Source organism: Chryseobacterium hilariae (assembly GCF_051400735.1).
Classification (GTDB): Bacteria; Bacteroidota; Bacteroidia; order Flavobacteriales; family Weeksellaceae; genus Chryseobacterium.
In genome coordinates, this window is sequence record NZ_JBLFFJ010000003.1 from 97,580 (window position 1) to 121,710 (window position 24,131).

Sequence of the window (24,131 nt, forward strand, 5' to 3'; positions counted from 1 at the left end):
TGGCATTTGCTGTCTCAATTTGTCTTCAAATGACATAATAAAAGTATTTTGGGTATTAGACCTCTATAAAGGAATCTATTACGATGGTTTAAGGGTATTAGCAATATGGATATCTGAAATATTTTTACTGATGTCATAAATGTTAATTTTAATCTTCTCAGAAGCTTCCTTCTTCAAGCTATCAACTATTTTCGCATATATTTGTGTTGTTTTTATATCCTTATGTCCTAGTAATTTTGAAACTGTGTAGATATCAGTTCCAGAAGCAATTTGAAGTGTTGCAAACGTATGTCGAAAGCCATGAAAAGTAAAATGTTTTTCTATTCCAGCATTTATAAGCCATTTCTTTAATGAAGTCACAGTTTGATCGTATTTTAACCCTGCAAAGACTTTAGAATCGGGATCTCCTCTCTCTCCCAAAAATTTAATCGTTTGATCCGATACCGGATAATATTCGGCACTGTCGGTTTTTTCTTGGTTATATAGGATATAATAATTCCCTTCTGACCCGTGAATTTCCTTCCATAATAATGTTTCAACATCTGAATAACGAAAGCCCGTCATAGCAGAAAATAATCCGGCTTTTTTAACAATTTGATTTGGGCAGAATGCATTTGCCATTCTATCCAGTTCATCCATAAATAAGAAGGGCCTATGAGTTTCCTGTGGGCTTATACTTTCAATAATTGAGGCTAAATCCGTAGGTAGGAATCGCTTTTTGAAAGCTTCTTCTAAAGTAAGTTTGAATCTTCCAAAATATGCAACTGCTGTATTCTTTTTAATACTTATTTTTGATCTTCCTAAAGCTGGACCGGATAATAAATAATCGGCGTATTCCTCACATAAAGTTTCATTTAGAGCTGTAAAAGGAACTTTTGAACCGGCAAAATCTTTAAAGTACCGAACGGACATTGACCAATTATAGCAGTTCTTTCTCTTAGCAGCTTGTTCCTCAAAGAAATCAAGAAAGTTTGATTTCATTTTGGTATCTGATATAAAATCAAATCTTCGACTTTGTAAATCAATTTGACGTTGTGCCCTAATATATTCTCCTAAAGCAAGAGTTTCTTTATTCAATTCTTTTTCGATCTCATTTTTTGGACGCTTATATATATAAAGTTTTAAGTACTGTTTGCGCTGCATTATTCCAGTATCAGGATTATAAATAGGGGGATAAATCTCTAGATACAAGGATTGCCTACCTTGGGATATAGGCTTTTTTCTTAATGTAACCTTTGACATAATATTTAATTTTATGGGTAATATTAATTAATGATATTGTTCCATCGAATACTGGTCGTACTGACAGGTATTATTTGGCGTAGAGATGCCAATTACATAGATGTTTTATCTATCCGAAATATTCGTTTAGGAGTATTTTATTTAATATCGGTTCTATTAATTTTTTAGGGACATAGACGAATTTACCCTTTTGAAATTTTGGGATTTTATGTCTTTTGATAAGGCTACGGAGCGACGTCTCAGAAAGGTTATATTCTTTGAGAACTTGCCCAATAGTAAAGCAGTCTTTCAATGGAGTCGATTCTAAATCTTTATCTGACATACTATTGCCTTGAATACTCTCTATTTGTATTACAAATAGCGCGTCGATATCTTTTTTTAATATCCGTATTCTCCTTATAGAAAGATTTCCGGCAGGTAACCTCCCAGATTTGATTAATCTATAGACGGTCCTACGGTCACATTTTAATAAAACAGCAGCTTCTCGAACTGTTAGATAATCCAGTGTTTTGATATCAAAATAGTTGTCTGGATTTTGTTTAGGTTTGGATTGTTTTACTTCGATCTTAGGATCGGTTTTGCTTAGTTGCAAACGAAGTTCCCGAACATTAGCTTTGTAAGCTTTTTGGTTGCAACGGTGACAACAGTATTTTGTCGTCGTAGTTCTTGCGATAAATTCTGCACCACAATGTTCGCAGAGTTTTTTGATTTTGATGTTTGAACTCATAATATTTTATTTGTGAGAGGTCAAACATCACTTTAGGTACAATAAGGTACGTTAAGATACAATAAGGTGCAATAAAGTACCTTAAGTGACATAATCTCTCCCGGATTAAAAAAAATAAAATATTAATCGTTGGAAGGGCAAATAGGGGGCAAATTGTGGCAAACCAAACCATATTTATAAAATTTCAAACAAAATTGATTATTTTGTAAGTCACTAATAAATAGAGGATTAGTATGTTTTAGTTTGTTCTATTTTACCTATTTACTTCCCGATGCAAAACTTAGAAAAAATATTCCCAAGCACCTCATCATTCGTCACTTCACCGGAAATTTCCCCGAGATGTTCTAAAGCATTTCTCAGTTCATAGGCCAGCAGTTCTGTGGAGATCTGGAAAGAAATGGCTTCTTTTACTTTATGGGTAGCCTCCAAAGATTTCCGAAGGGCTTCAAAGTGTCTTTGGTTGGTAATAACGACATTATTTTCCTGAGATTGTAACTGTTCAACGTAGGAAGACAGTTCATTTTTAAGGTCCTGGATATTTTGGTTTTCTACCGCTGATATTCTGATAAAATCAAAATCCTGGACAATTTCATTTCTGAAAATATCTTCTACAGCTTCATATTTCGGAGGCAGTACTTCATCAATTTTTGTGGCACAGATAATCAGTTTGAGATCGTCTCTCTGCAGAGATTTTATCATTTCGATATCTTCGGAATAATCTTCTGTAGCGGCATCTGCAAGGTATACGAGAATATTGGCATTTTCTACTTTTTCTTTGGCCTTCTTTACCCCGATAGCTTCGATCTCATCAACAGTTTCACGAAGTCCGGCCGTATCGATCAAACGAAATGCGTGACCTTTGATATGCAACACTTCTTCAATGGTATCTCTTGTGGTTCCGGCAATATTACTGACGATTGCTCTTTCTTCTTTCAGTAAAGCATTTAACAGAGTAGATTTTCCGGCGTTCGGCTTTCCGATGATGGCAACTGCTGTTCCGTTTTTGATGGCATTTCCATATTGGAAACTTTCAATCAGAGAGTCTAATTTTAATTCGATCTTATCTAAAAGACCATTAAGGGCTGATCTGTCCGCAAATTCTACATCCTCTTCAGCAAAATCCAGTTCGAGCTCAATCAAGGAAACAAAATTCAGAAGATCTGTTCTCAAGATCGATATTTCATTGGTAATTCCTCCTTTCAGCTGGTTGATGGCTACTTTTCGGGAAGCTTCATTTTCAGATGCAATTACATCTGCAATGGCTTCCGCCTGTGAAAGGTCTATCCTTCCGTTAATAAAGGCGCGAAGGGTAAACTCTCCCGCTTTCGCCATTCTCGCCCCATTTTTAGTGAGAGTTTCCAAAATACGTTTCCCGATATGCGGTGAGCCGTGAAAAGCTATTTCCACAGAATTTTCTGTAGTAAAACTTTTCGGAGCCAGAAAAATAGAAAGCATCACTTCATCAATAGCTTCTTCACCATCCATAAAATACCCGTAATGGATGGTATGGGACTTTTGCTTTTCCAGTTTTTTACCCGGAAAACTCCTCTGGACAACCCGTAAAGCATCGTTCCCTGAAACTCTGATGATCCCTAAAGCTCCTACTCCATTGGCTGTAGCCAGTGCGCAAATCGTATCGTTATTCATGGTGCAAATTTACGATTTTTCATGCTAATTTCTGTGGAGGTATTTTATACAGATTGTCTATGGCTTTTATTGGAGATTTTGAAATTTAAAGCATTGCGGGGAACGAAGTGACGAAGCAAATAATCACTAATGAGATTGCTTTGTCACTTCGTTCCCCGCAATGACGGTTTACTTCTGCTGTTTTCCTAATTCTTTTACTTTCTGGAGCCACCCGGCACGCTGTATCTCGGTAGAATTTCGTATGATACCTATATAATTGACCTTCACCGGTTTTACACCGCAGAATTCCAGCGTTGATTTTTTCAGCTGATTAATACTTGGCCTTCCATAAAAAAGCCGATAATACCATCCCGGCTGATCCAGTGTTGTAATGATATGGGCAGTTTTTCCTTTCAGCAGCTTATCCCACCAAACTGAATTTTCTCTGTAGCGGTAGGCAAATCCCGGAAGAAAAAGCCTGTCAATAAACCCCTTCATCAGAGCAGGCAAACCGCCCCACCAAACCGGATGTATCCAGACCAGATGATCCGCCCACTGGATAATTTCCCAGGCCTTCAGCAGATCGGGCTCCAGTTCCATTCTTTTCTGGTATCCAAAGTGAAGAACAGGGTCGAATTCCAATTCGGATATTACAATTTCTCTGACTTCAGCTCCTGACTGCTCGGCTCCTTTTCTGTAAGCTTCAGCCATTCCAAAATTGAAGGAATTCTTATTGGGATGCCCGTTAATAATGGCTATTTTTTTCATCTTGATGTTTTTATATTTATGGATTCATAAGCTTTAAGCCTTTCCAGAAGCAAGGATGGCTGATGCAGCTGATGACTGAAATACGTATTATTTTCATGGAAATTCTTCAACAGCTCTTCCGTGTGAAGCACCGCAGAAAGTGCCGTTAATTCAGCCTGTCCTTTTGTGCTTTGCAGGCTTAATTTTTCATTCCCGGATTTAGTTTTTATAATAATCTCAAATACACTCTGATCGCCGTTTCCACTTGATCCGAAAATCATTTTCCGTTCTTTAAGTGATAAAATATTAAAAATTCTCACCTTTTGAAATGCGCCTAAAAGCCATGTGATAAACTTCGAATTGTAAGTCATTTTCACACTGACATTAGGTATTTTTTCTATCTGATTGAGAATATATAAATCCGGTACATCAAAGTTATAGGCTTCTCTTTTCCCTATTCCAAACGAAAAATCAAAATCTTCGGAATCTAAAAAATGTTTTATGGGAACCTGTCGGTTATTTTCATACCTGATAAATGGCTTAGCTACATTTTCAGCCATAAAGTGGGCTGAGCTTTCACCCGCAAGGTCTTTCACGGAGTAATACACAAAAAGCTTCACTTCCTGAATGTTGTTTGTATTATCTGAAAGTGTTTTTACCAATCCGTTGACAATTCCTCCCATCCATCCGGAGCTGAAAACAATCCTGCTCTGTACATCTCTGTTTTTAGCAATTGCATACGCCTTGACAAGATCAGGAGTCGGTTTAGTGATATCCAGATAATCTATTTTATTTTCGATGGCAAAACGGAGAATATTATCCTCTTTATCATTCACAGAAAGAATGATCATATCTATTTTATTTTTCAGAATCAGCTGAAAAGTTCTGGCATCCGTAACATCAATTTTCAGATGATTGCCTGTTCCTCCTTTTCTTCCACCAATGAAAATATTGACCTGGGGATTTCTTGATTTTAAAATTCGGATAATTGTTTTACCTACAAGGCCGTTTCCTCCAACGACCAGAATATTGTGCTCCATAATATTTTTTTTACAAAATTATAGAGCCGTAATGCCGTGGCGTAGGACAAATGTCTAAAAATTATATGACCGTTTCTTTTCTGATCCTGCTGAGATGTCTTTGTGTAATTCCTAAATAAGAAGCCAGATACTGCAGAGGAATTTTTTGAACATAATCGGGCTGATTGCCAAGCAGCGTTTCATACCGCTGTGCTGCACTGTCTCTTTGGAGCTGAAAAAATCTTTTCTCGAGCTCAAGATATTCCTGTTCAGCTATCATCTTTAAAAATTTTGTCCAGTTGAGATCATCTTTTATCAGATCATCTATCGCCTCTTTTTTTAAAACCAGTAAATCGGCATCGGTAATAGCCTGCATATTTTCCCTACTGGGACAATCTGAAATAAATGAGGAATAACTGGCCATAAGCTGATTCGGAAACCTGAAACAGTAGGTCATATCTTTTCCGTTATCTGAAATATAATAGGAACGGAAAATTCCTGATATAATAAATGCTATTTCCCTACATTTATCGTCTTCCTGTATAAAAAAATCATTTTTATACACTTTTCTGGTTTCAAAAAGCTGCAAGAAATCTTTGATCTCGCTGTCCGAGAATATATTAAAGCTGCGGAAATAGTTTTCTATCATATTTTCAAATTGCACTTAGAAACTGGAGGTTTTCTTTTAGTAGTTTTTAGCGAAATTAAACAAATACAAAGGTGATTGCAAGTCTTTGGAATTTTCTTTAATATTTTATTTAAACTTTCAATAATGAATGAACTCTTAATTTATAACGAATTCAATTATATGACTGATTATAAAAAATAAAACCATTTCAGAACGAAATGGTTTTACCTGCTTTGAATTTAATAAATATATGAAGATATGAAATGATGCATTTTTATTGACACAAAGATAGATGGTCCCGTAAGATGTTCTGTCAGGGGAATCCCTAAAATTATATCCGTGAAAATACGGTTGTAGATATAAAAAAGCCCTGCGGATTTCTCAACAGGGCTTCAGAATTTATCTAACAATTATTAATGTTCAAAGTATGAAATTCAATGTTTAAAATCTAAAATTGACCATTGACTATTCATATTTACCTATTAAAGCGGGCTCACCAGCTCAAGGAACCATGTTTTAATGTCTCCCTCAAGGTAAGGCCCAATTTTTTCTTCACATGTTCTGTGATAGTCATTCAGCCATTTAATTTCTTCTTCTGAAAGAATTTCTTTCACAATAGTATCCTTAAAGAACGGGCAGAACGTAAGGGTTTCAAATTCATAGAACGTTCCGTGTATTGTTTTTTCTGCTTCTTTTACAGCGATCAGGTTTTCGTGTCGGATTCCGTATTTTCCTTCAAGATAATATCCTGGCTCATTGGAACATACCATTCCCGGAAGAAGATCCTGCGGGTTCATATCTTTTCTGATGCTCTGCGGACCTTCATGAACGTTCATGAAGCTTCCCACTCCATGACCAGTTCCATGATTGAAGTCCTTTCCTTCCATCCAAAGCGGAAGCCTTGCAATGGCATCAAGGTGAACACCTTTTGTCCCTTTCGGAAATTTCACCATCGATAACCGGATCATCCCCTGAAGCACTAAGGTAGAATTTCTTTTAAACTCATCGGAAACAGCTCCTAAAGCCAGGGTTCTTGTAATATCGGTCGTGCCTTCCAGGTACTGACCTCCTGAATCTACCAGGATACTTGCGTCGTTGGTAACCTCTTTACTTCCTTCACTTTTTGCAGAATAGTGCATGATAGCCCCGTTATCTTTATATCCTACAATGCTGCCAAAACTTTCTCCAACGAAGTTTTCTCCTTCCGCACGGAAGCCTCTCAGTTTTTCACCGATAGAATATTCGTTCATATTTTCTTTTCCGGCATTATGGGTCAGCCAATAAAGGAATTTCACCATGGCAACACCGTCTCTTACCATTACTTTTCTGAATCCTTCCAGCTCGGTTTCGTTTTTCTGAGCTTTCATCAGGTTGCCGGGAACCGGAGCTTTTATAAACTGGTTATTTTCTTTTAAAGTTTCAATGATCATCTGGTTGCTGTTTGGAGAAACCAGAATTTTTTCATTTTTGAAGGCTTTCAGATAATTGTAAAACTCTTCATAAGGCATCATTTTTACAAACGAGTCATCCATTTGTTTTCTTGCCTCCACTTCCAGCTTTTCAAGATCTGTGAACAGCACCGCATCATTTTTGGTAATGACAACATATCCTAAAAATACAGGATTGCTTTGTACATCGCTTCCTCTTAAATTCAGTGTCCACGCTACATCATCAAGACTGGAAATAATATGAACGGTAGCTTCCTGGTCTTCCATTTTCTGACGGATTGCTCCCAGTTTATCAGTAACAGATTGTCCGGCTCTTTCTACAGGATGTACGAAAATAGGATTTTTTGAGGGTGTACCTCTGTCTTTCCAGATCTCCTTTAATAATGGAAGATCCGTTAAGGTAATATTTTTTGACTGCAATTTTTGTGAAATCAGCTCCCAATTGGCATTTGAAGTGGCAACAGCATTAACGGCTACTTTTCCTCCGGCAGGAATTTGGGAAATAATCCAGTCTATATAATTAGGAGTTCCTTCCATTCCGTCTTTGAAAAGATCGATTCCTGAACCTTCCAACTCAATGGCAGCCTGGGTAAAGTATCTTCCGTCTGTCCAAAGCCCTGCTTTGTCCTTTGTAATTACCACAAAACCTGCAGAACCTAAAAATCCTGACAGCCAAGCTCTTTCCTGCCATTCTTCAGGTAAATATTCGCTCATATGCGGATCTGCAGAATATACTATAAATGCATCAACATTATTCTTTTGCATTTCTTCACGAAGTGCAGCCACTTTTTCCTTTGAAGTCATTCTTTTCTTTTTTAAACACCGAAAGTTACAAAAAAATTGAGGTTCAGAAGTGTATTCCATCCTGTATTTTCGTTAATAATCTGTTATTTTTTCTTTCATATGCATTAATCCTTAAAGGCAACACTATTTATAATTACATACCACAAAAACAACATTATTACTAAACATATAAACTTTTGGAGAGATTATTGTTATTATTATGGCATGAGAGAGCAGAATTATAAAAATCACAGGAAATTTTATCCTCCCCATCATTTTATTTATCTTCCGCTACTGATCGTACTGGAAGTTATTGGAATTTATAAAATCTGGGATGATCCTGAAAATAAACTGACATGGATATTATTTTCAATCATGATATTTCTGCTTTTCTATCTGGCTTTTATGACAAGACAGCATTATGCGCTCGGGCTTCAGAACCGTATGGTAATGCTTGAATTTAAACAGCGGTATTTTGAAATTTTCGGACAGAGGTCTGATGAAACGGCTGATAAGCTTAGATTTGACCAAATTGCAGCGTTAAGATTCGCCTATGATGATGAATTCAGGGAGCTTCTTTACCGGGCACTTCACGAAAATATATCAGGCGATGAGATCAAGCGTTCTATCAAAAGCTGGAGAGCCGACCGCCAGAGAATCTGACTTAACACCAAAATATTATATCATGAGAAAGTTAACTTTATACAGTATGATCGTATTCACATTGCTAACGTTAACAAGCTGTGAAGCAATTGAAACTATTTTTAAGGCTGGAATGTGGTGGGGAATTATCCTGGTCGTTGGAGTAGTAGTAATCCTTTTTCTGATCTTTTCGAGGGGTAAGAACTCTTAACCATTTTTTATGGAGAAGAATACGGATCTGGAAATTATTTCCCACTTAAAGCCTTCAAAAATTATCAAGATCATGAAGGATCCCGAAGCCTCCGCAAAGGCGGTACATCTTGTATATACCACCGATGCGGAAACTGCTGGGATTACCCGGAAAAAAACCGGAAAAAAATATTCTTATTACAAAAACGGAGAAAAGCTTAAAGATAAGGATGAGATCGCCAGGATCAACAAGCTGGTGATTCCTCCTGCCTGGGAAAATGTATGGATCTGTGCATTGGACAATGGCCATCTTCAGGCTACAGGTTTTGATGTAAAAAAGAGAAAGCAATACCGCTATCATCCCTTGTGGAGTGCTTTAAGGAATCATACGAAATTTTACAGAATGCTTCAGTTCGGGTATGCATTGCCCAATATCCGGCTTCATGTGGAACAGGATCTCGCTTTAAGAAATTTTGAGAAGAGAAAAATCCTGGCATTAATTGTAAGTTTAATGCAGCATACGAACATCCGTATCGGTAATAACGCCTATGAAAAGCTATATGGCTCTTTTGGTTTAACGACTCTGAAAGGCAAACATGTGAAAATTAACGGTCAGAAGATTTCCTTTTCGTTTAAAGGAAAGAAAGGAATTATGCATAATATTGATCTCAAAAGCCGAAGACTTTCAAGACTTGTTCAAAAATGTAAGGATATTCCAGGAAAAGAACTTTTCCAGTATTTTGATAATGAAGGGAACCGCCATTCGATAGATTCGGGGATGGTAAATGAGTATATTAAGGAGATCAGCGGGGAAGATTTTACAGCCAAAGATTTCAGAACATGGTCGGGAACAGTCAGTGCTTTAATTGCTTTTAAAGAAATAGGCTACGCCGAAAATAACAGTCAATATAAAAAGAAAGTAAAGGAAGCCTTGGATATCGTTGCAGAACACCTGGGAAACACCAGTACGGTTTGCAGAAAATACTATGTACATCCGCTGGTGATCAATCTTTATGAGAATAATACGATCAAAAAATACCTTGACGAACTGGAAAAGATCGAAGAAAATGATGGAAAAGCAGGCCTCACCCAGGAAGAAAAGCTAGTCCTGAAAATTCTGGAAAATGAAAAGATGTAAGTTGTCGATAAGAATTTAAAGATCAACAAGAAAACACCAGATTTACTTATTTTGAATCATCAAAAAATGATATTTTTTAAATTTAAAACAGTGTTAAATTTCATTTTATAAAGATGAGCTGCTTTTTTTCTTTGCGTTAATTATTGTAAATTTGTATACCAACATATTTATCAATTTTAAAATAATATAACATAATATGTCAAAAGCAATTTCGCAAGTACCATTTGCAGTAAACGAGCCGGTAAATTCTTATGTGCCGGGATCTCCAGAAGTTAAAAGCCTTATCGCCACTTATAAAAAGATGTGGGCTGAGAAGACAGAAATTCCAATGATTATCAATGGGAAAGAAGTAAAGTCTGATGAGAAAGTTCAGCTTCAGTCTCCTCAGGATCATGCTCACGATTTCGGATTTTACTATAAAGGTACGATGCAGCATGTAGATGACGCTATCAACGCGGCTCTGGCAGCTAAAAAAGAATGGAACGAACTGGGCTGGGAACAGCGTGCAGCTATTTTCCTGAAGGCAGCTGACCTTTTGGCTGGACCTTACAGAGATGTGATCAACGCAGCAACTATGATCGGGCAGTCTAAAAACGTACACCAGGCTGAAATAGATTCTGCTTGTGAATTCATTGATTTCTTAAGATTCAATGTAGAATTCATGACTGAAATGTATGCTGAGCAGCCGGTTTCCGACAGTGGAATCTGGAACCGTGTAGAATACAGACCATTGGAAGGGTTCTGTTTTGCAGTAACTCCGTTCAACTTTACGGCAATTTCCGGAAACTTACCTACATGTATGGCAATGCTTGGAAATGTTGTTGTTTGGAAGCCTTCTGACAAGCAGGTTTATTCTGCCAAAGTAATCATGGATGTATTAATTGAAGCAGGTCTTCCTGCAGGAGTTATCAACATGGTTTTTACGGACGGAAAAGAAACTGCTGAGAAAGTATTGGCACATCCTGATTTTGCAGGTCTTCATTTCACAGGTTCTACGAAAGTATTCCAGGGAATGTGGAAAATGATCGGCGATAATATCCATAATTACAGAACATATCCAAGAATCGTTGGGGAAACCGGCGGAAAAGATTTTGTGATCGCTCACCCTTCTTCTAATGTTGAAGCTGTAGCTACTGCTTTGGTAAGAGGTTCTTTTGAATATCAGGGACAGAAATGTTCTGCGGCTTCAAGAGCTTATGTACCTAAATCTCTTTGGGCTGATGTGAAAAAAGTAATGGAAACTCAAATCAATTCAATTAAAGTGGGTTCTCCTGAGGATCCGTCCAACTTTGTTAACGCAGTAATCGACAAGAACTCTTTCGAGAAGTGTAAAGGATATATTGACAGAGCGAATGCTTCCGGTGAGGCTGAAATAGCAATCGGTGGAAAAGTTGATGATTCTAAAGGATGGTTTGTACACCCTACCGTAATTGAAACTACAAATCCTCATTACGAAAGTATGGTAGAAGAGATCTTCGGACCTATCCTATCTGTTTATGTATATGAAGATCAGGACTGGAAAGAGACATTGAAACTGGTGGACTCTACCTCTCCTTATTCTCTGACAGGCTCTGTATTTGCACAAGACCGTTACGCAATCAACGAAGCTTTCAAAGCTTTAGAAAACGCTTCAGGAAACTTCTATATCAATGATAAGCCAACTGGTGCAGTTGTAGGACAGCAGCCTTTCGGTGGCGGCAGAGCTTCAGGAACCAACGATAAAGCAGGTTCTAAAATGAACTTACTGAGATGGACCTCTGTAAGAAGTATCAAAGAAACTTTCGTTTCTCCAAAAGATTATAAATACCCATATCTGGGATAAAAATTATAATTGTGAGTTACAGATGATAATAAGCAGTAATGATCAATAAATAATACTAGAAGCCTCGAAATTATATTTTCGGGGCTTTTTTATGAATGAGCGAGTTAGTCATTATTTATGTGTTAAATGTTAGAATTATAATCCATAACTTTCTTTTAATCATCTATAATCTTTTACTATTGCTTTTTCTATAACATCTTTTAACAAAGTTTATCTATGTTTTAATAGTTTAGTGTGTTGGTTAGGAATAATTATTGAACTTTAAATAACAACACCAAAATAAAATATTTATGAAAAAGTTTTTGTTAGCAGCCATAGGTTCAGGAATACTAGTTGTGAGTTGCGGAACCAAGGAATCTTCTATGTCATCAAGTAATACTGATTCAACGGCAGTAGATACTACCAGAACAGTAACACCCCGTATAACGGATACAACAGCCACAAAAACGGTTGTTCCGGATACGGTAAAGATGAAAGTAGACTCTATGGCCACCACACCTCCCGCTAAATAGATAAAAACAAGTTTAATCTAAAATGGAAAATCCGCAGATGAAAGCTCTGCGGATTTTTTAATGTTTCTATTAAAGGTAACAATAATTATTTTCTTAGAATCTATGGCCGACTCTCAGAAAACTCTTAATATTTTTTTATATTTGATCATATTAAATATCAAAATCAACTATTATGAAAAAATTATGGATAGGAGCTATTTTAGGGGTTTTATTCCTAGGAAGCTGCGCCCAGAACAAGGAGAAAAGAGAAGAGTTCAAAGATGAGCACAATAAGGATTCACTGAGAAATAATATGGGGGATTCAGCAGTGGCAAACTCTGAGCCGGCTCCAGTTGTTCAGGATACCGCCAAAGTAAAAGCCGACAGTCTGAAAACAAAATAAAAAAACAAATCCGCAGCATGCTGCGGATTTGTACTTAAAAAAACTTGACTGAAAAAAACCGGGCAATCAACCCCGATTGTATTATAATAAAATTTTACCGCGTCAGGCCAGGTTACTTTACCTGATCAATAAAATATTAATTATTTGCTAACCGAATAACTTCCAAAAAAGCTTGGAATAACTTCCTTCACTTGGGTCCATAGCTGTTCATGACGCTATTCAGGCCGCAACCAGTACAGCTGTACTGGACTATTTCTATCTTTTCAAAAGCTCAATAGAAAATGCATATGTCAATACAGCTGTTGAAGTTGCCATCCGTTTAATTTACTAGCTTAAAGTTTTCATGGTTAGCATAAAATGATCAGAGATATTTTACACATCTAATAATTTTAGTGTTTGAATTTGAGCGCTGTGCTGCTTTACCGGAATGAAGATTAAAATATGAGTGACAAACAGCAGTATGCCTGTTCCTATAAAGCTGGCGCAAAGATATAGATGTGAAGGTCTTACGTAAAACAATAGGTTAGCTGTTTTCATGAAAATGAAAAGACAGAATACTTAAAAACCTCTGCTTTTTAATTGTTTTCAGGAAAATGGGTATTTTTATCTGATTGATTTTCATCCAGATATTTAATATAAGCCGAGGGCGAAAAATCAGTCACCGCCTTAAATACTGAAGCGAATTTACTGTGTGAGGAAAAACCGCATTCCTCAGCAAGGATACTTATTTTATATTGTCTGTATTTGTCATCATTGATGAGCTTATCTACAATATAATTAATCCTTAAACGGTTAACGTATGTTTTGACATCCGCGCACTTATGACGGTTAATTACATATGACAGGTATTTTGTATTGGTATTCAGTTCTGCAGCCAAAAATGATAAAGACATATTTTTGTTGTTGTACAGCTCTCCTTTTTCAAATTCCTCCAGAAGCTCCAGAAGCTTTGATTCTGTCTCGGAAGTCATCAGGGATTCGCTTCTTTTTTTGCTATCTTCTGCTACCCTGTCATCTACTTCTTCTACAGAAATATTTGAAAAATCAGAATTTTCTCTTTTTAAAGGTAAAGGCTCGCTGCGTGAGCTGATCATCTGCAGCTGGGTCCTTATAATATTCCTGAATTTGGCATGCTGCTTTTTCTGTTTGGTTCTGAAGAAAACAACAAGGGCAATCAGAGCGGAAAGCAGGACAATAATTGCTGTATTTTTAACAATACTGATCCGGGCACTTTTTTTATTAGGCTTAACTAAGATTTCGGGACTTTTAAGTGTAAATTCACGGTTTCTTGCAATAAGGCTGTCATAAGCTCTTACATATTTTACTGCATAAAGGGAAGCTTTGACGCTATCGCCTGTTCCTTCATAATAATCATTAATATTGGAGTATACGGTTTTCTTAAGCTTGAGGCTACGTGAACTGTCCGCTATATTTTCTGCTTTTTTCAGGTAAATTTCAGCGTCTTTCCAGTTTTTCTGTTTTAGACGTATGCCACCCAGTCCATTATATACCAAACCCAGAATGCAACATTTATCTTTAAGCAACGATTCTGCTTTCCTGTAATTGTTTTCAGCAGTCACGTAATCTTTAAGTTTAAAATATACATCACCAAGAAGCTGGTAAGAAGCTGCTACAGCCCGTTCATTATCCTGAATATTATCTTCTCCAAAAGAGTGTAATGATTTTTGAATATACTTTACAGCATCCGGATAGCTTCCCTGTTCGATTTCATAATAGGCCATTTCCTGGTTCAGCAGCCCCAGCACTTCTCCTCTTTTTTGGATATTAGTGATGCTTTTTGCTCCTTCAATGCCTTCCAGCGTATATTTTTTTGATCTTTCAAAGAGCCCAACCAACCGATACTCTTTTGCCAAAAATTCATTGACACGGCAAAGCCATTCTGCATCATCAATCTGCCGAAGCAGGGAATGGGCATTTTCACCATAACATATGGACTTTTTGAATTCACCAGCCGAGTGGTACAGTTCGGCAGAAAGTAAAAGACTTTTTACTTTATCCAAAGGTTTCTGCGCCTTCATGTATAATGAATCTGCTGTTTTTAAAGCTTCGGGAATATTCTTTTGCGCCACCTGAACAGATGTTCTTTCACAGATCTGGTCAAAATTGTATTTTTTCTGTGCCCAGATGGGGACAGCAGTAATGAACAAAAACAAAAGTTTCAGCAGACCTCTAGACATAAAAAAATAAATTATTATTTTGATTTTATAATAATTCATCATTCTCATGGGGTGTCTTTTTGTTTTTACAAAGCTACTAATATTTTATATTTTATTAAAATATTCTTCTATTATTTAATTTTTTTAACTAAAAATCTTAATAACATTTATTTTAATAACATTTTATCAATAATACTCACCTTAAATAGATTTATTATATATTAAAATAAAATATCCGTAACTATTTTCTCTCTGCGCCGACTTATTTGTTGACATAATTATTACATTTGTAATCAATAAAAAGTTTTTATGAAAAAAATAGCATTATTTTCTTCTTTATTTATAGGAGTTCTCGCATTGGCGCAGGGAATTAAATTTGAAGACAGCAATTTCTCTGCTATCCTTGCAAAAGCAAAAAAAGAGAATAAACTTGTATTTGTAGATGCTTATGCATCATGGTGTGGCCCTTGTAAACTGATGGTGAAAAATATTTTTCCTCTTCAGACCGTTGGAGATTTTTACAATTCCCATTTCGTAAATGCAAAAATAGATATGGAGAAAGGAGAAGGAATAGGTCTGGCCAAGAAATACAATGTAAAAGCATTTCCCACTTATCTTTTCATTAACGGTGATGGAGAGGAAGTACACAGAACATTAGGCTATGTGGAAGAAAAAGATTTCATCCAGTTTGCCAAAGATGCCGAAGATCCTAATAAAAGACTTACCGCATTAAAGCAAAAGTTTGAAAATGGAGAAAAAGATCCTGAGTTTTTAAAAAATCTTGCAGGATTGACGATCTATAATGATTCAGAATTTGCAGGAAAGGTACTTGACCGTTATTTTCAGCAGAAAACAACACTTGACCAGGAAGATGTACAAATGCTTATTTCAGGAACACAAAGCACAGAAAGCCCTCTATATAAAACATTCCAGGCAAAAAAATCTGAAATTATCAAGATCTTCCCAGAAGAAAAGTATGCAAAATTCGACAAAAACATTAAGCTTAATACGGTTCTTAAAAAGTCTTACAATGCAGATACAAAATCCTGGAATGACAATTATTTTCTAGCTGAATCGCAAAAGTTTATGACAAAAGACGAGGCTGAAAAAATATTAAAAAGAGCAAAAGCAAGCAGAGCTTTAAAGAATAAAGATATCCAAACTTATGAGAAATTAATGCTGGAACTGTACAAAGATCCTTCTACAGCAAGTTCTGAGGAACTAAATTCTTTAGCGTGGAATTTTTTCGAAAACGTAAGCAACAAATCTTCTCTGGAAAAAGCAGTAAGCTGGGCCCAGGAATCTGTAAAAAAAGATGAAAACTATGCGAATACAGATACACTGGCTAATCTTTACAACAAAATAGGAGATAAAAAGAATGCTAAGATCTGGGCTGAAAAGTCTGTTCAGCTGGCTAAAAGTACAGGACAGGATTCAACGGATACTGAAAAGCTACTAAAGAGTCTTTAATTCAATAATTATTATAAAAAGAATCCGCCGAGCTTTGCTCGGCGGATTCTTTTTATTTAGACCACCCGTAAGATCTTCGATCTACCCTGGCAAAGGGAATTATCGGTTGGAGGTTGGTTATTTACCTTTACTATTTGTCTATTGGCCAACGATTAATATTCAAACAATACACTTCCCCACGTAAACCCACTTCCGAAAGCTGAAAGAAGGACAAGATCTCCTCTTTTGATTTTCCCTTCTTCAATTGCTTCACTTAATGCAATAGGAATAGAAGCTGCCGTTGTATTTCCGTATTTCTGAATATTATTATGAATTTTCTCATCCGGAAGTCCGAATTTCTGCTGTACAAACTGTGCAATTCTAAGATTCGCCTGATGAGGAATGAACATATCAAGATCTTCAATGGTTTTACCTGCTTTATCCAGAGCTTCCTGCATTGTTTCAGGGAATCTTGTTACCGCATGCTTGAATACAAAATTACCGTTCATGATAGGATAAACTTCCTTATTGGTCACATTTTCCGGTTCTTTTCTCATTCTGTCGCTCCACCCGAATTTGGAACCCGGGAACTGTGTACACAGTTCATCGGCATATTTCCCTTCAGAATGCATATTCACTGCTAAAATATCGCCTGCATTTTCATCTTCCGTTGCTGAAAGTATGATGGCTCCTGCCCCATCTCCAAAGATCACAGAAACACCTCTTCCCTCATCAGAAAAATCAAGTCCGAAGGAATGAATCTCCGCACCTACTACAAGTATATTTTTATAGGTTCCTGATTTGATAAAAGCATTGGCAACACTTACTGCATACACAAATCCGGAACATTGGTTTCTTACGTCCAAAGCACCTATGGTGTCACAGCCCAGCATATCCTGAAGCAAAACACCACAACCCGGGAAATAATAGTCCGGAGAAAGCGTTGCAAAAACAATATAATCTATATCCTGAGCAGTAAGGCTTGCTTTTTCAAGGGCTTTTTGAGAAGCTTTGAAAGCTAAATAAGCAGTGGTTTCCTGAGAATCATTTCTATTTTGTCTGTGTCTTCTTTCTTTAATACCCGTTCTTTCTGTAATCCATTCATCATTGGTGGTCATCAGTTTTGCTAAATCATCATTCGTAACAACATTATCTGGAACATAAAATCCAATTCCTTTTATTGTACTTTTAATCATATAGTTTTTTTAATTTTGGCAAAGATAAAATTATTTAACACATAGTTTTTCAAAATATTAGTATTTTTATTGTATGCCAATCGACACGATATACAGAGACTCCCAATGTGAATGGGTAGATGTAGAGGCTCCCACTGCGGAAGACCTGAAATTTCTTCACGAAAGATATGAAATCAACAATCTTCTCCTGGAAGATACGATGGATCCTAACCACCTTCCGAAATATGAAGAGGATGGTAATATAAGATTCTTTCTTCTCCGCGAAAGCACGGAACTGGAACGTAAAAATCTGAATACCATAAGTGATATCAGCACAAAAATCGGGATTTTCTTGCTGGAAAATACCATTATTACCATCCACAGGATGAAGACCAAAAGTATCTCGGAGACGAAGAAACAGCTTACCAGTATGCAGACAGAAGTTCCACCGTCAAAAATAGCTTTAATGATCGCGATTCTGATCATGAAAAGTTTCGATGATGAATCGGTAAGCCTTCTGGAAACCATGGATAATATCGAAAACGAAATTTTCCTTAAAAACACGAACCATACCAACCAGATCCGAAGACTGTATAAGCTGAAAAGGAAATCAGGACTGAATTCCAGGGTACTGGTTATTTCCACAGACGCTGTAGATAAGTTTAAATTATTAAACCTTCAGGATTCCGAAATCGTAGATTTAAAAGATAAGCACAAAGATGTAGTGGCAGACTTTGACCATCTGAATATTCAGATTACCAACCTTATTTCGATGTTCCTTGCATTGTCGGATCAGAAGGCCAACCAGGTCATGAAAGTCTTGGCTATTTATTCAGTGTATTTTTTGCCGATCACTTTTATTGCCGGACTTTACGGAATGAATTTCGACAATATGCCTGAGCTGCACCATAAATATGGATATTTTATAACTGTAGGCGCTATGGCACTAGTCGTAATCTGTACATTTATTTATGCGAGGAGAAAACAATGGTAATGGAATTAAAGAGAATCAAATAAATAAAAAAATGAAAGATTGGACGGATATTGACATTGCAATGCATGAGATTGCATTGAAATTAGAACTAATACCTGAAGACAATTTTCCCAAGTTTAAGTCATATTATTGGTCAGGAACAGAAAAAAGTAAAGCTTTAAAAAATATATTAAATGAATTAACAAATATTGGATTTCTGGACTTTAATGCAGATGAAAATACCTTCAAAGTAAATCAAGAGTTTTGTTTTGAAAAATAGTTGATAAGCTTATCAAGAAATGTTTTTTCGTTGTATAGAAGAAACTTTTTCATGATTGACTGTTCAGTCACAATAAACACCAAACCACCATGAAAACCGAAATTCTAAATAAAATCCTCGAGGAAAATGTGCTTTCCAGGGAATCTAAAGAAAAACTCTCTGCCCTGCATGAGAATATTTCTTCCCGGGAATTTTCTGACCTGCTGGATGCTCAGGGAAACCAATATGTAGAGTTTGTTCAGGAAGGAGGTGGTGTCTGGGGAAGTGCACTGGTTGGCTACCTTTATGGCCTGGAAATTTTCGGGGTACGTTTTCTGAAAGTAGCAGGAACCAGTGCCGGTGCAATCAATACTATGCTTATTGCCGCCTGTAAAACGAAAGAGGAGGCAAAAAGTGAAGTGATTAAGGATATTCTCTTCAGCTGGAATTTTGCAGATTTCATGGACGGAAAAACCTATGTTAAAACCACCATCCATGCGATCCTGAACAATAAGGATTTCCTTAAGATCAATGCCATTATTGCAGCGGTTATTATGATCATCCTTGTAATTATCCCTTTTGTTGCTCAGCCTGAAACTACGCTTAATGCAAAACTTCTTTTCCTGATTCCGTTGATTCCGGTAATTATTGCTTTTTTCTGCATTAAAAAGTTCTATAATGATTTCCGGAAGCAAAACAGCGGATTCAATCCTGGAAATACGTTTTTAAATACGATGCAAAATGTCTTGGATGACTTCGGAATCAAAACAGTGGCTCATCTTAATGAGAAATTTATCCGGAAAGAACAGGACCTCAACCTTAATTACCGTTATGGAAATGGCCAGGAATATTATACGATGGCTCTGAAAAGTATAGAAGCAATCAAGGAAAAAAATCTTGAACATATTGACCAAACAAGTTACAGGATATTCTATGAAAGTGCCCTCAACAATGATTATTATAAGAACAATCCCTTCTACCAGCTTCGCTCGGAATATGTTGTAATTACGACTGATATTAATGCCAAAATAAAAGTAGAGCTTCCCACAATGGCCAATTTATACTGGTCGGAAGAAGAGTTGAAGCATATAAGTCCAGCTGAGTTTGTACGGGCTTCCATGTCTGTCCCTTTCTTTTTTGAACCCTTTCAGAAAAGAATCAATAAGGATGATGATTCTGTGAAATATGCCTGGAAATTCTGGATGAGTACGAAGCCGGAAAACATCTACCCTGTCGGAATATTTATTGATGGGGGAAGCATTTCCAATTTTCCCATTGACATTTTCCACGCCAGCGATGTATTTTATCCGAGAATGCCGCTTTTCGGGGTACAGCTTACGAGTGATTCCGATATCCTTTCGGAGAAAGGAAAAACCAGTGAGGAAATCCTCAAAACCCCTTTTTCTTACGCGGGAAACATTATCAGCACATTAAAAGGGTTTAACGACAAATCATTTTTAACCAAGCACAGTTTTTACCGTCTTTACAGCATTCAATCCGTTAATTGCGGTACAAGCAGTTGGCTGAATTTCTTCATGAAAAGAGAGGAAAAAGAGGATCTTTTCAACAGAGGCTTCCAGGCTGCCCTCGACTTTCTCAATCAGTTTGACTGGGAGAAATATAAGTATGAAAGGATGATGCTTTCGATGAAGGAGAAAAAGATTTTGAAGGAAGAGGATACGCCGACGGTGGGGTAAGGATTTGTTAATATTTTCAAGATCACGATTACAAAACTTTAATCACAAATCATCCAAAAACTCCAGATACATCGGTACACTCCTTTCAACCCATTCCTCCGAAGGATCGTTTTCTATTCCGTAATAAACAAATGGTTCTTTATACTCAGCTTTGATGTAGTCAAAAGTCAGTTCATACGGACGGAAAAGCTCGTTCATGGTATATTTATATTTCCCGGAGGCGCTATAACCTTCTTCATCAATTCCTGCTGTAACAGCCAATGTCATTTTCTTCCCGCCAAGTTTATAACCACTTTTGCTCCCGTATGCCCAGCCATAAAGAAGAACCTCATCAAACCATTTTTTTAAAAGCGGCGGACTGCTGAACCAGTAAAACGGAAACTGAAAAACAATCCTGTCATAAGACTCCATGAGTTGCTGCTCTTTCGCGGTATCGATCTTTTCATCCGGATAGGCTTCATACAATGAATGAACAGTATATTTTTCAGGATATTTCTGCAATTCTTTAATCCATCTTTTATTGATTACTGATTTTTCTATATCCGGGTGAATAACTATGATTAATGTTTTCATTTCTTGTTAAATTTCTTCAGCAAAAATAATATACGTAACTTACATTTTAAATAGTAGTGCCCAATTGTATGGTACTATAAAAAATGTAAGTAATGACCAAAATAAAGGAAACATCCACCAATTTTGCCAATAAGAAAGCCCTTTCTGATGAATGTCCCGAGATCTATGCGTCCAATACTATCGGCGGACAATGGGCGCTTGCCATCTGCTGCTACCTCATCAATGGTAAGCTGAGATTCGGAGAGCTCAGAAAAAAGCTGAACAATATCACAGAACGTATGCTCACGCTACAACTCCGCAGGCTGGAAGAAGATAAAATCATCACCAGAACTGTTTATGCTGAAGTTCCGCCACGTGTGGAATATGAGCTTACCGAGATCGGTTATAAACTAAAGCCTATTATCCTGGAATTCGAAAAATGGGGCAAGGAGCATAAGGAAATCATGAAAAATATAGATTCTGCTTCAGAATCACAAAAATTATAAATACTAAATTTAGATTTTAACTAAAGTCCGTTTCTACAATCAGAATTCATTACTCTAGTCCATCCAAAGCGGTTTCTGTTTCAGCACGTGATGATAAACAGGGCAGCTCTCGGCATGAGCACCTTTCAGATATCCTGTACTCATCAAAAATTCATTCACAATTTCTCCACCCGTAAACTTGAATGTTTTTTTGAACAGCTTCATCCATTCCTGAAGGGTTTTCGGATGATGATGTTCCAGCCATTTTTCAAATGATCCGAATTCTTTCTGTAATTCTATAACGGTCTTAGCATTTTCAATGGCAGCATTTATTTTAAGCCGGTTTCTTATGATTCCGGCATCATTCATAAGCCTTTCGCGATCGTCTTCCGTATAGGCAGCGATAGCCTGAATATCAAAATTGTTGTAGGCCTTCCTAAAGCTCTCTTCTTTCTTTAAAACGGTCTCCCAGCTCAGTCCTGCCTGATTAATTTCCAGAATAAGCCTTCCGAAAAGTTCATTGTCATTATGAATTGGGAATCCGTAATAATTGTCGTGGTAATTTTTATGCAGCTCTTTTCTGCTTTCAGGCTGCATTCCTTCTATGGCTAAACAATAACTCATTAAAATCAATTTTCTGTTTTGGTTATGAACAATTCAGACGATAAAGATAAGACAGGTTTGTGACAACTGTTAGTCAGCAGCATTGTAAATTTTAAATAATATCATATTTATTTTCCAGGACTGAAAAGAAACTCTGAGATGAAAATGATTGCCGGAAAAATCATTTCAAGGTCATTGACAATTGTTTACTCTACTTAATTGTGGACTGGCAGCATGAATTCCTGCAATTCATAAGCTTACATCTAAAATAAAGTGTAGTTTTGTAAAAATGCCAATATCAGGAAACCATATGAAAAATCACAAAGCATTCATCATGATGCTTATACTGGCATTTTCATTATCCCCGTGTTCTGTAAAAAGAGATGTCCTCGGTATTTTTGATATCCAGCATATCAGCGGTTTAAATAAAATAAAAACAACAACCGGTTCAGTATCTGCATGTGACCTCTCCGCTGATACTTCATCTGCCCGAACCATCCTTTCAAAGGCTAATATTAAGCTTAAAAGCAAAGGTTCTCTTTTCAATTCAAATACAGTTTTCAGTTTTGGAGAGAAAAAAATTACTTTAAACGAATATTCCGGACATTCTACCGGAAACAGTCCGCCAAAATATATTCTATTTAAAAGACTGAAATTAGATCTGATTTAGATTTTAACCGGATCAATTTTAATAAACAGTTTTTTAATACAATAAATTTCAATGAAACATACTTCAGACAGCCAGTCTTATGACCTGGCCGGACTCTACACATTATCACTCCGTCTCGTGATCGGATGGACCTACTTTTCAGCTTTCTGGCGGAGACTCGTTCTCGAAAACAAGCTTATTCCGGATGAAGCCGGATATATCGGGGAAAAATTCAATCATTTTCTGCCCAATGCCTTAGGAATAAAACCTTTTATAAAATATCTGGTCACCCATCCGGATGTTTTACATACTTCCATGGTTACGTTTACCATTGTTGAAGCTGTTGTAGGACTCTTTATTATTCTGGGATTATTTACCAGATTAATGAGCATCGGTATTTTCGGTCTTGCGATGGGAATCCTGTTGGGTTCCGGCTGGATCGGAACCACCTGTCTTGATGAATGGCAGATCGGAGTTTTGGGAATTGCAGGAGGATTTGTTTTATTCCTTACCGGGAGCGGCCCTTTTTCTCTTGATCACCACTTTATCAAGAGCAGTAAGAACTTTACCCATAAAAAATGGTTTCTCTGGCTGGGATCTGGTGTTCTTCCTTTGTCAAAACCGAAAACCCTTGTACTTGCAGGCTCGTTATTCATTTTTGGACTTACGCTGTATACCAACCAGTACTTTCATGGCGGAGTCTGGGGAACCCTACACAATAAATCTGTAAAACCGAAGATTGAGATTTCAAATATTTCTTTAGTCAATACAGATCTAACCTTTGAAATTTACCGAACGGAAGGTGTAGATGTCTATGGTTCTTTTCTGATTGGTATTCATATTCTGGATAAAAACGGAAAGATTATAAAAGCCTTAAATCATACAGAGCTTTCAAAATTTCCAAAAGAAAACATCAGGAATTATTATGTAGCTAAAGTAAAGCCGGGAAAGCACAGCCTGGTTATTCCTCTTGGCTCAAAGGCGGATCTTACATTGAATCTCAAGGATATTTTAGTGGAAAAAGAAATGATTCACGCTATAAAACTGATTGACATTAGTGGTATTGAATGGACGGCGAGGATTATAACTTTTAACCATTAAGGGTTTTTAAGTTTTTAAGAATAATAAGTGAGATGCTTCGGCTCCGCTCAGCATGACATTTCAAATATGAACTTTTTTTAACAATCTTCTTTTAACATTGCCATGC

At 36.8% G+C, this 24,131-nt stretch carries 24 protein-coding genes; 13 read left to right on the plus strand and 11 right to left on the minus strand.

Features of this window, described 5'->3' with window-relative positions; genetic code table 11:
- Window positions 1-78: 78 nt before the first annotated feature.
- The 7 genes from ACMGDK_RS09940 to ACMGDK_RS09970 all read right to left on the minus strand — a co-directional run bounded on the left by ACMGDK_RS09940 (window position 79) and on the right by ACMGDK_RS09970 (window position 8,241).
- Window positions 79-1,242, minus strand: a complete 1,164-nt coding sequence (locus ACMGDK_RS09940; RefSeq protein ID WP_436807808.1) for a site-specific integrase — start codon at window positions 1,240-1,242, stop codon at window positions 79-81.
- A gap of 109 nt (window positions 1,243-1,351) precedes the next feature.
- Window positions 1,352-1,969 (minus strand): helix-turn-helix domain-containing protein, encoded by a 618-nt coding sequence (locus ACMGDK_RS09945; protein WP_436807809.1) that lies wholly within the window; start codon window positions 1,967-1,969, stop codon window positions 1,352-1,354.
- Between the two features lie 261 nt (window positions 1,970-2,230).
- Complete coding sequence (mnmE, locus tag ACMGDK_RS09950; RefSeq protein ID WP_436807810.1) at window positions 2,231-3,616, minus strand: tRNA uridine-5-carboxymethylaminomethyl(34) synthesis GTPase MnmE; 1,386 nt, start codon at window positions 3,614-3,616, stop codon at window positions 2,231-2,233.
- A gap of 168 nt (window positions 3,617-3,784) precedes the next feature.
- Window positions 3,785-4,363 (minus strand): NAD(P)H-dependent oxidoreductase, encoded by a 579-nt coding sequence (locus tag ACMGDK_RS09955; protein ID WP_436807811.1) that lies wholly within the window; start codon window positions 4,361-4,363, stop codon window positions 3,785-3,787.
- The gene (locus ACMGDK_RS09960; RefSeq protein ID WP_436807812.1) at window positions 4,360-5,382 is read right to left on the minus strand and encodes a saccharopine dehydrogenase; all 1,023 of its coding nucleotides are present in this window, start codon (window positions 5,380-5,382) and stop codon (window positions 4,360-4,362) included. Before ACMGDK_RS09960 ends, ACMGDK_RS09955 begins: the two co-directional genes overlap by 4 nt.
- Window positions 5,383-5,443: 61 nt before the next feature.
- Window positions 5,444-6,010: a Crp/Fnr family transcriptional regulator gene (locus tag ACMGDK_RS09965; RefSeq protein WP_436807813.1), complete on the minus strand. Its 567-nt coding sequence runs from the start codon at window positions 6,008-6,010 to the stop codon at window positions 5,444-5,446.
- 461 nt (window positions 6,011-6,471) lie between these two features.
- Window positions 6,472-8,241 carry an aminopeptidase P family protein gene (locus tag ACMGDK_RS09970; RefSeq protein ID WP_436807814.1) on the minus strand — a complete coding sequence of 590 codons (1,770 nt, stop codon included), beginning with the start codon at window positions 8,239-8,241 and terminating at the stop codon, window positions 6,472-6,474.
- Window positions 8,242-8,445: 204 nt separating this feature from the next.
- Between ACMGDK_RS09970 and ACMGDK_RS09975 the strand changes: the two genes are divergently transcribed.
- The 6 genes from ACMGDK_RS09975 (at window position 8,446) to ACMGDK_RS10000 (ending at window position 12,905) form a co-directional block, all read left to right on the plus strand.
- A complete protein-coding gene (locus ACMGDK_RS09975; RefSeq protein WP_436807815.1) occupies window positions 8,446-8,883 on the plus strand; it encodes a DUF6526 family protein in 438 nt (145 codons plus the stop codon).
- A gap of 22 nt (window positions 8,884-8,905) precedes the next feature.
- Window positions 8,906-9,073 (plus strand): phosphatidate cytidylyltransferase, encoded by a 168-nt coding sequence (locus tag ACMGDK_RS09980; RefSeq protein ID WP_436807816.1) that lies wholly within the window; start codon window positions 8,906-8,908, stop codon window positions 9,071-9,073.
- 9 nt (window positions 9,074-9,082) lie between these two features.
- Entirely contained in the window at window positions 9,083-10,189 is a 1,107-nt protein-coding gene (locus ACMGDK_RS09985; RefSeq protein ID WP_436807817.1) for a DNA topoisomerase IB, read from the plus strand.
- Between the two features lie 196 nt (window positions 10,190-10,385).
- Window positions 10,386-12,011: an L-glutamate gamma-semialdehyde dehydrogenase gene (gene pruA, locus ACMGDK_RS09990; protein WP_436807818.1), complete on the plus strand. Its 1,626-nt coding sequence runs from the start codon at window positions 10,386-10,388 to the stop codon at window positions 12,009-12,011.
- Between the two features lie 290 nt (window positions 12,012-12,301).
- Window positions 12,302-12,523: a cytochrome C551 gene (locus tag ACMGDK_RS09995; protein ID WP_436807819.1), complete on the plus strand. Its 222-nt coding sequence runs from the start codon at window positions 12,302-12,304 to the stop codon at window positions 12,521-12,523.
- A gap of 172 nt (window positions 12,524-12,695) precedes the next feature.
- The gene (locus tag ACMGDK_RS10000; RefSeq protein ID WP_436807820.1) at window positions 12,696-12,905 is read left to right on the plus strand and encodes a hypothetical protein; all 210 of its coding nucleotides are present in this window, start codon (window positions 12,696-12,698) and stop codon (window positions 12,903-12,905) included.
- A 575-nt stretch (window positions 12,906-13,480) separates the two neighbouring features.
- On the opposite strand, the gene ACMGDK_RS10005 is transcribed toward ACMGDK_RS10000, so the two are convergent.
- Window positions 13,481-15,103, minus strand: a complete 1,623-nt coding sequence (locus ACMGDK_RS10005) for a helix-turn-helix domain-containing protein (protein WP_436807821.1) — start codon at window positions 15,101-15,103, stop codon at window positions 13,481-13,483.
- A 288-nt stretch (window positions 15,104-15,391) separates the two neighbouring features.
- Between ACMGDK_RS10005 and ACMGDK_RS10010 the strand changes: the two genes are divergently transcribed.
- Window positions 15,392-16,552 carry a thioredoxin family protein gene (locus tag ACMGDK_RS10010; RefSeq protein WP_436807822.1) on the plus strand — a complete coding sequence of 387 codons (1,161 nt, stop codon included), beginning with the start codon at window positions 15,392-15,394 and terminating at the stop codon, window positions 16,550-16,552.
- Between the two features lie 152 nt (window positions 16,553-16,704).
- On the opposite strand, the gene ACMGDK_RS10015 is transcribed toward ACMGDK_RS10010, so the two are convergent.
- Window positions 16,705-17,727: a 3-oxoacyl-ACP synthase III family protein gene (locus tag ACMGDK_RS10015; RefSeq protein WP_436807823.1), complete on the minus strand. Its 1,023-nt coding sequence runs from the start codon at window positions 17,725-17,727 to the stop codon at window positions 16,705-16,707.
- A 73-nt stretch (window positions 17,728-17,800) separates the two neighbouring features.
- Between ACMGDK_RS10015 and ACMGDK_RS10020 the strand changes: the two genes are divergently transcribed.
- The 3 genes from ACMGDK_RS10020 to ACMGDK_RS10030 all read left to right on the plus strand — a co-directional run bounded on the left by ACMGDK_RS10020 (window position 17,801) and on the right by ACMGDK_RS10030 (window position 20,635).
- On the plus strand, window positions 17,801-18,700 hold the full coding sequence (locus tag ACMGDK_RS10020; protein WP_436807824.1) for a magnesium transporter CorA family protein: 900 nt from the start codon (window positions 17,801-17,803) through the stop codon (window positions 18,698-18,700).
- Between the two features lie 31 nt (window positions 18,701-18,731).
- Window positions 18,732-18,959: a hypothetical protein gene (locus ACMGDK_RS10025; protein WP_436807825.1), complete on the plus strand. Its 228-nt coding sequence runs from the start codon at window positions 18,732-18,734 to the stop codon at window positions 18,957-18,959.
- Window positions 18,960-19,048: 89 nt separating this feature from the next.
- On the plus strand, window positions 19,049-20,635 hold the full coding sequence (locus ACMGDK_RS10030) for a patatin-like phospholipase family protein (RefSeq protein WP_436807826.1): 1,587 nt from the start codon (window positions 19,049-19,051) through the stop codon (window positions 20,633-20,635).
- Window positions 20,636-20,677: 42 nt separating this feature from the next.
- On the opposite strand, the gene ACMGDK_RS10035 is transcribed toward ACMGDK_RS10030, so the two are convergent.
- Window positions 20,678-21,208 carry an NAD(P)H-dependent oxidoreductase gene (locus tag ACMGDK_RS10035; protein ID WP_436807827.1) on the minus strand — a complete coding sequence of 177 codons (531 nt, stop codon included), beginning with the start codon at window positions 21,206-21,208 and terminating at the stop codon, window positions 20,678-20,680.
- 92 nt (window positions 21,209-21,300) lie between these two features.
- Here ACMGDK_RS10035 and ACMGDK_RS10040 point away from each other — a divergent pair, with 92 nt between their 5' ends.
- Window positions 21,301-21,693, plus strand: coding sequence for a winged helix-turn-helix transcriptional regulator (locus tag ACMGDK_RS10040; protein WP_436807828.1), 393 nt, complete (start codon window positions 21,301-21,303; stop codon window positions 21,691-21,693).
- A gap of 54 nt (window positions 21,694-21,747) precedes the next feature.
- Here ACMGDK_RS10040 and ACMGDK_RS10045 read toward each other — a convergent pair whose 3' ends face one another.
- Entirely contained in the window at window positions 21,748-22,296 is a 549-nt protein-coding gene (locus ACMGDK_RS10045) for a DNA-3-methyladenine glycosylase I (protein ID WP_436807829.1), read from the minus strand.
- Window positions 22,297-22,585: 289 nt separating this feature from the next.
- Here ACMGDK_RS10045 and ACMGDK_RS10050 point away from each other — a divergent pair, with 289 nt between their 5' ends.
- Together ACMGDK_RS10050 and ACMGDK_RS10055 are read left to right on the plus strand one after the other, a co-directional pair.
- Entirely contained in the window at window positions 22,586-22,945 is a 360-nt protein-coding gene (locus ACMGDK_RS10050) for a hypothetical protein (RefSeq protein ID WP_436807830.1), read from the plus strand.
- A gap of 51 nt (window positions 22,946-22,996) precedes the next feature.
- A complete protein-coding gene (locus ACMGDK_RS10055) occupies window positions 22,997-24,025 on the plus strand; it encodes a TQO small subunit DoxD (RefSeq protein ID WP_436807831.1) in 1,029 nt (342 codons plus the stop codon).
- The last annotated feature ends 106 nt before the right edge of the window (window positions 24,026-24,131 follow it).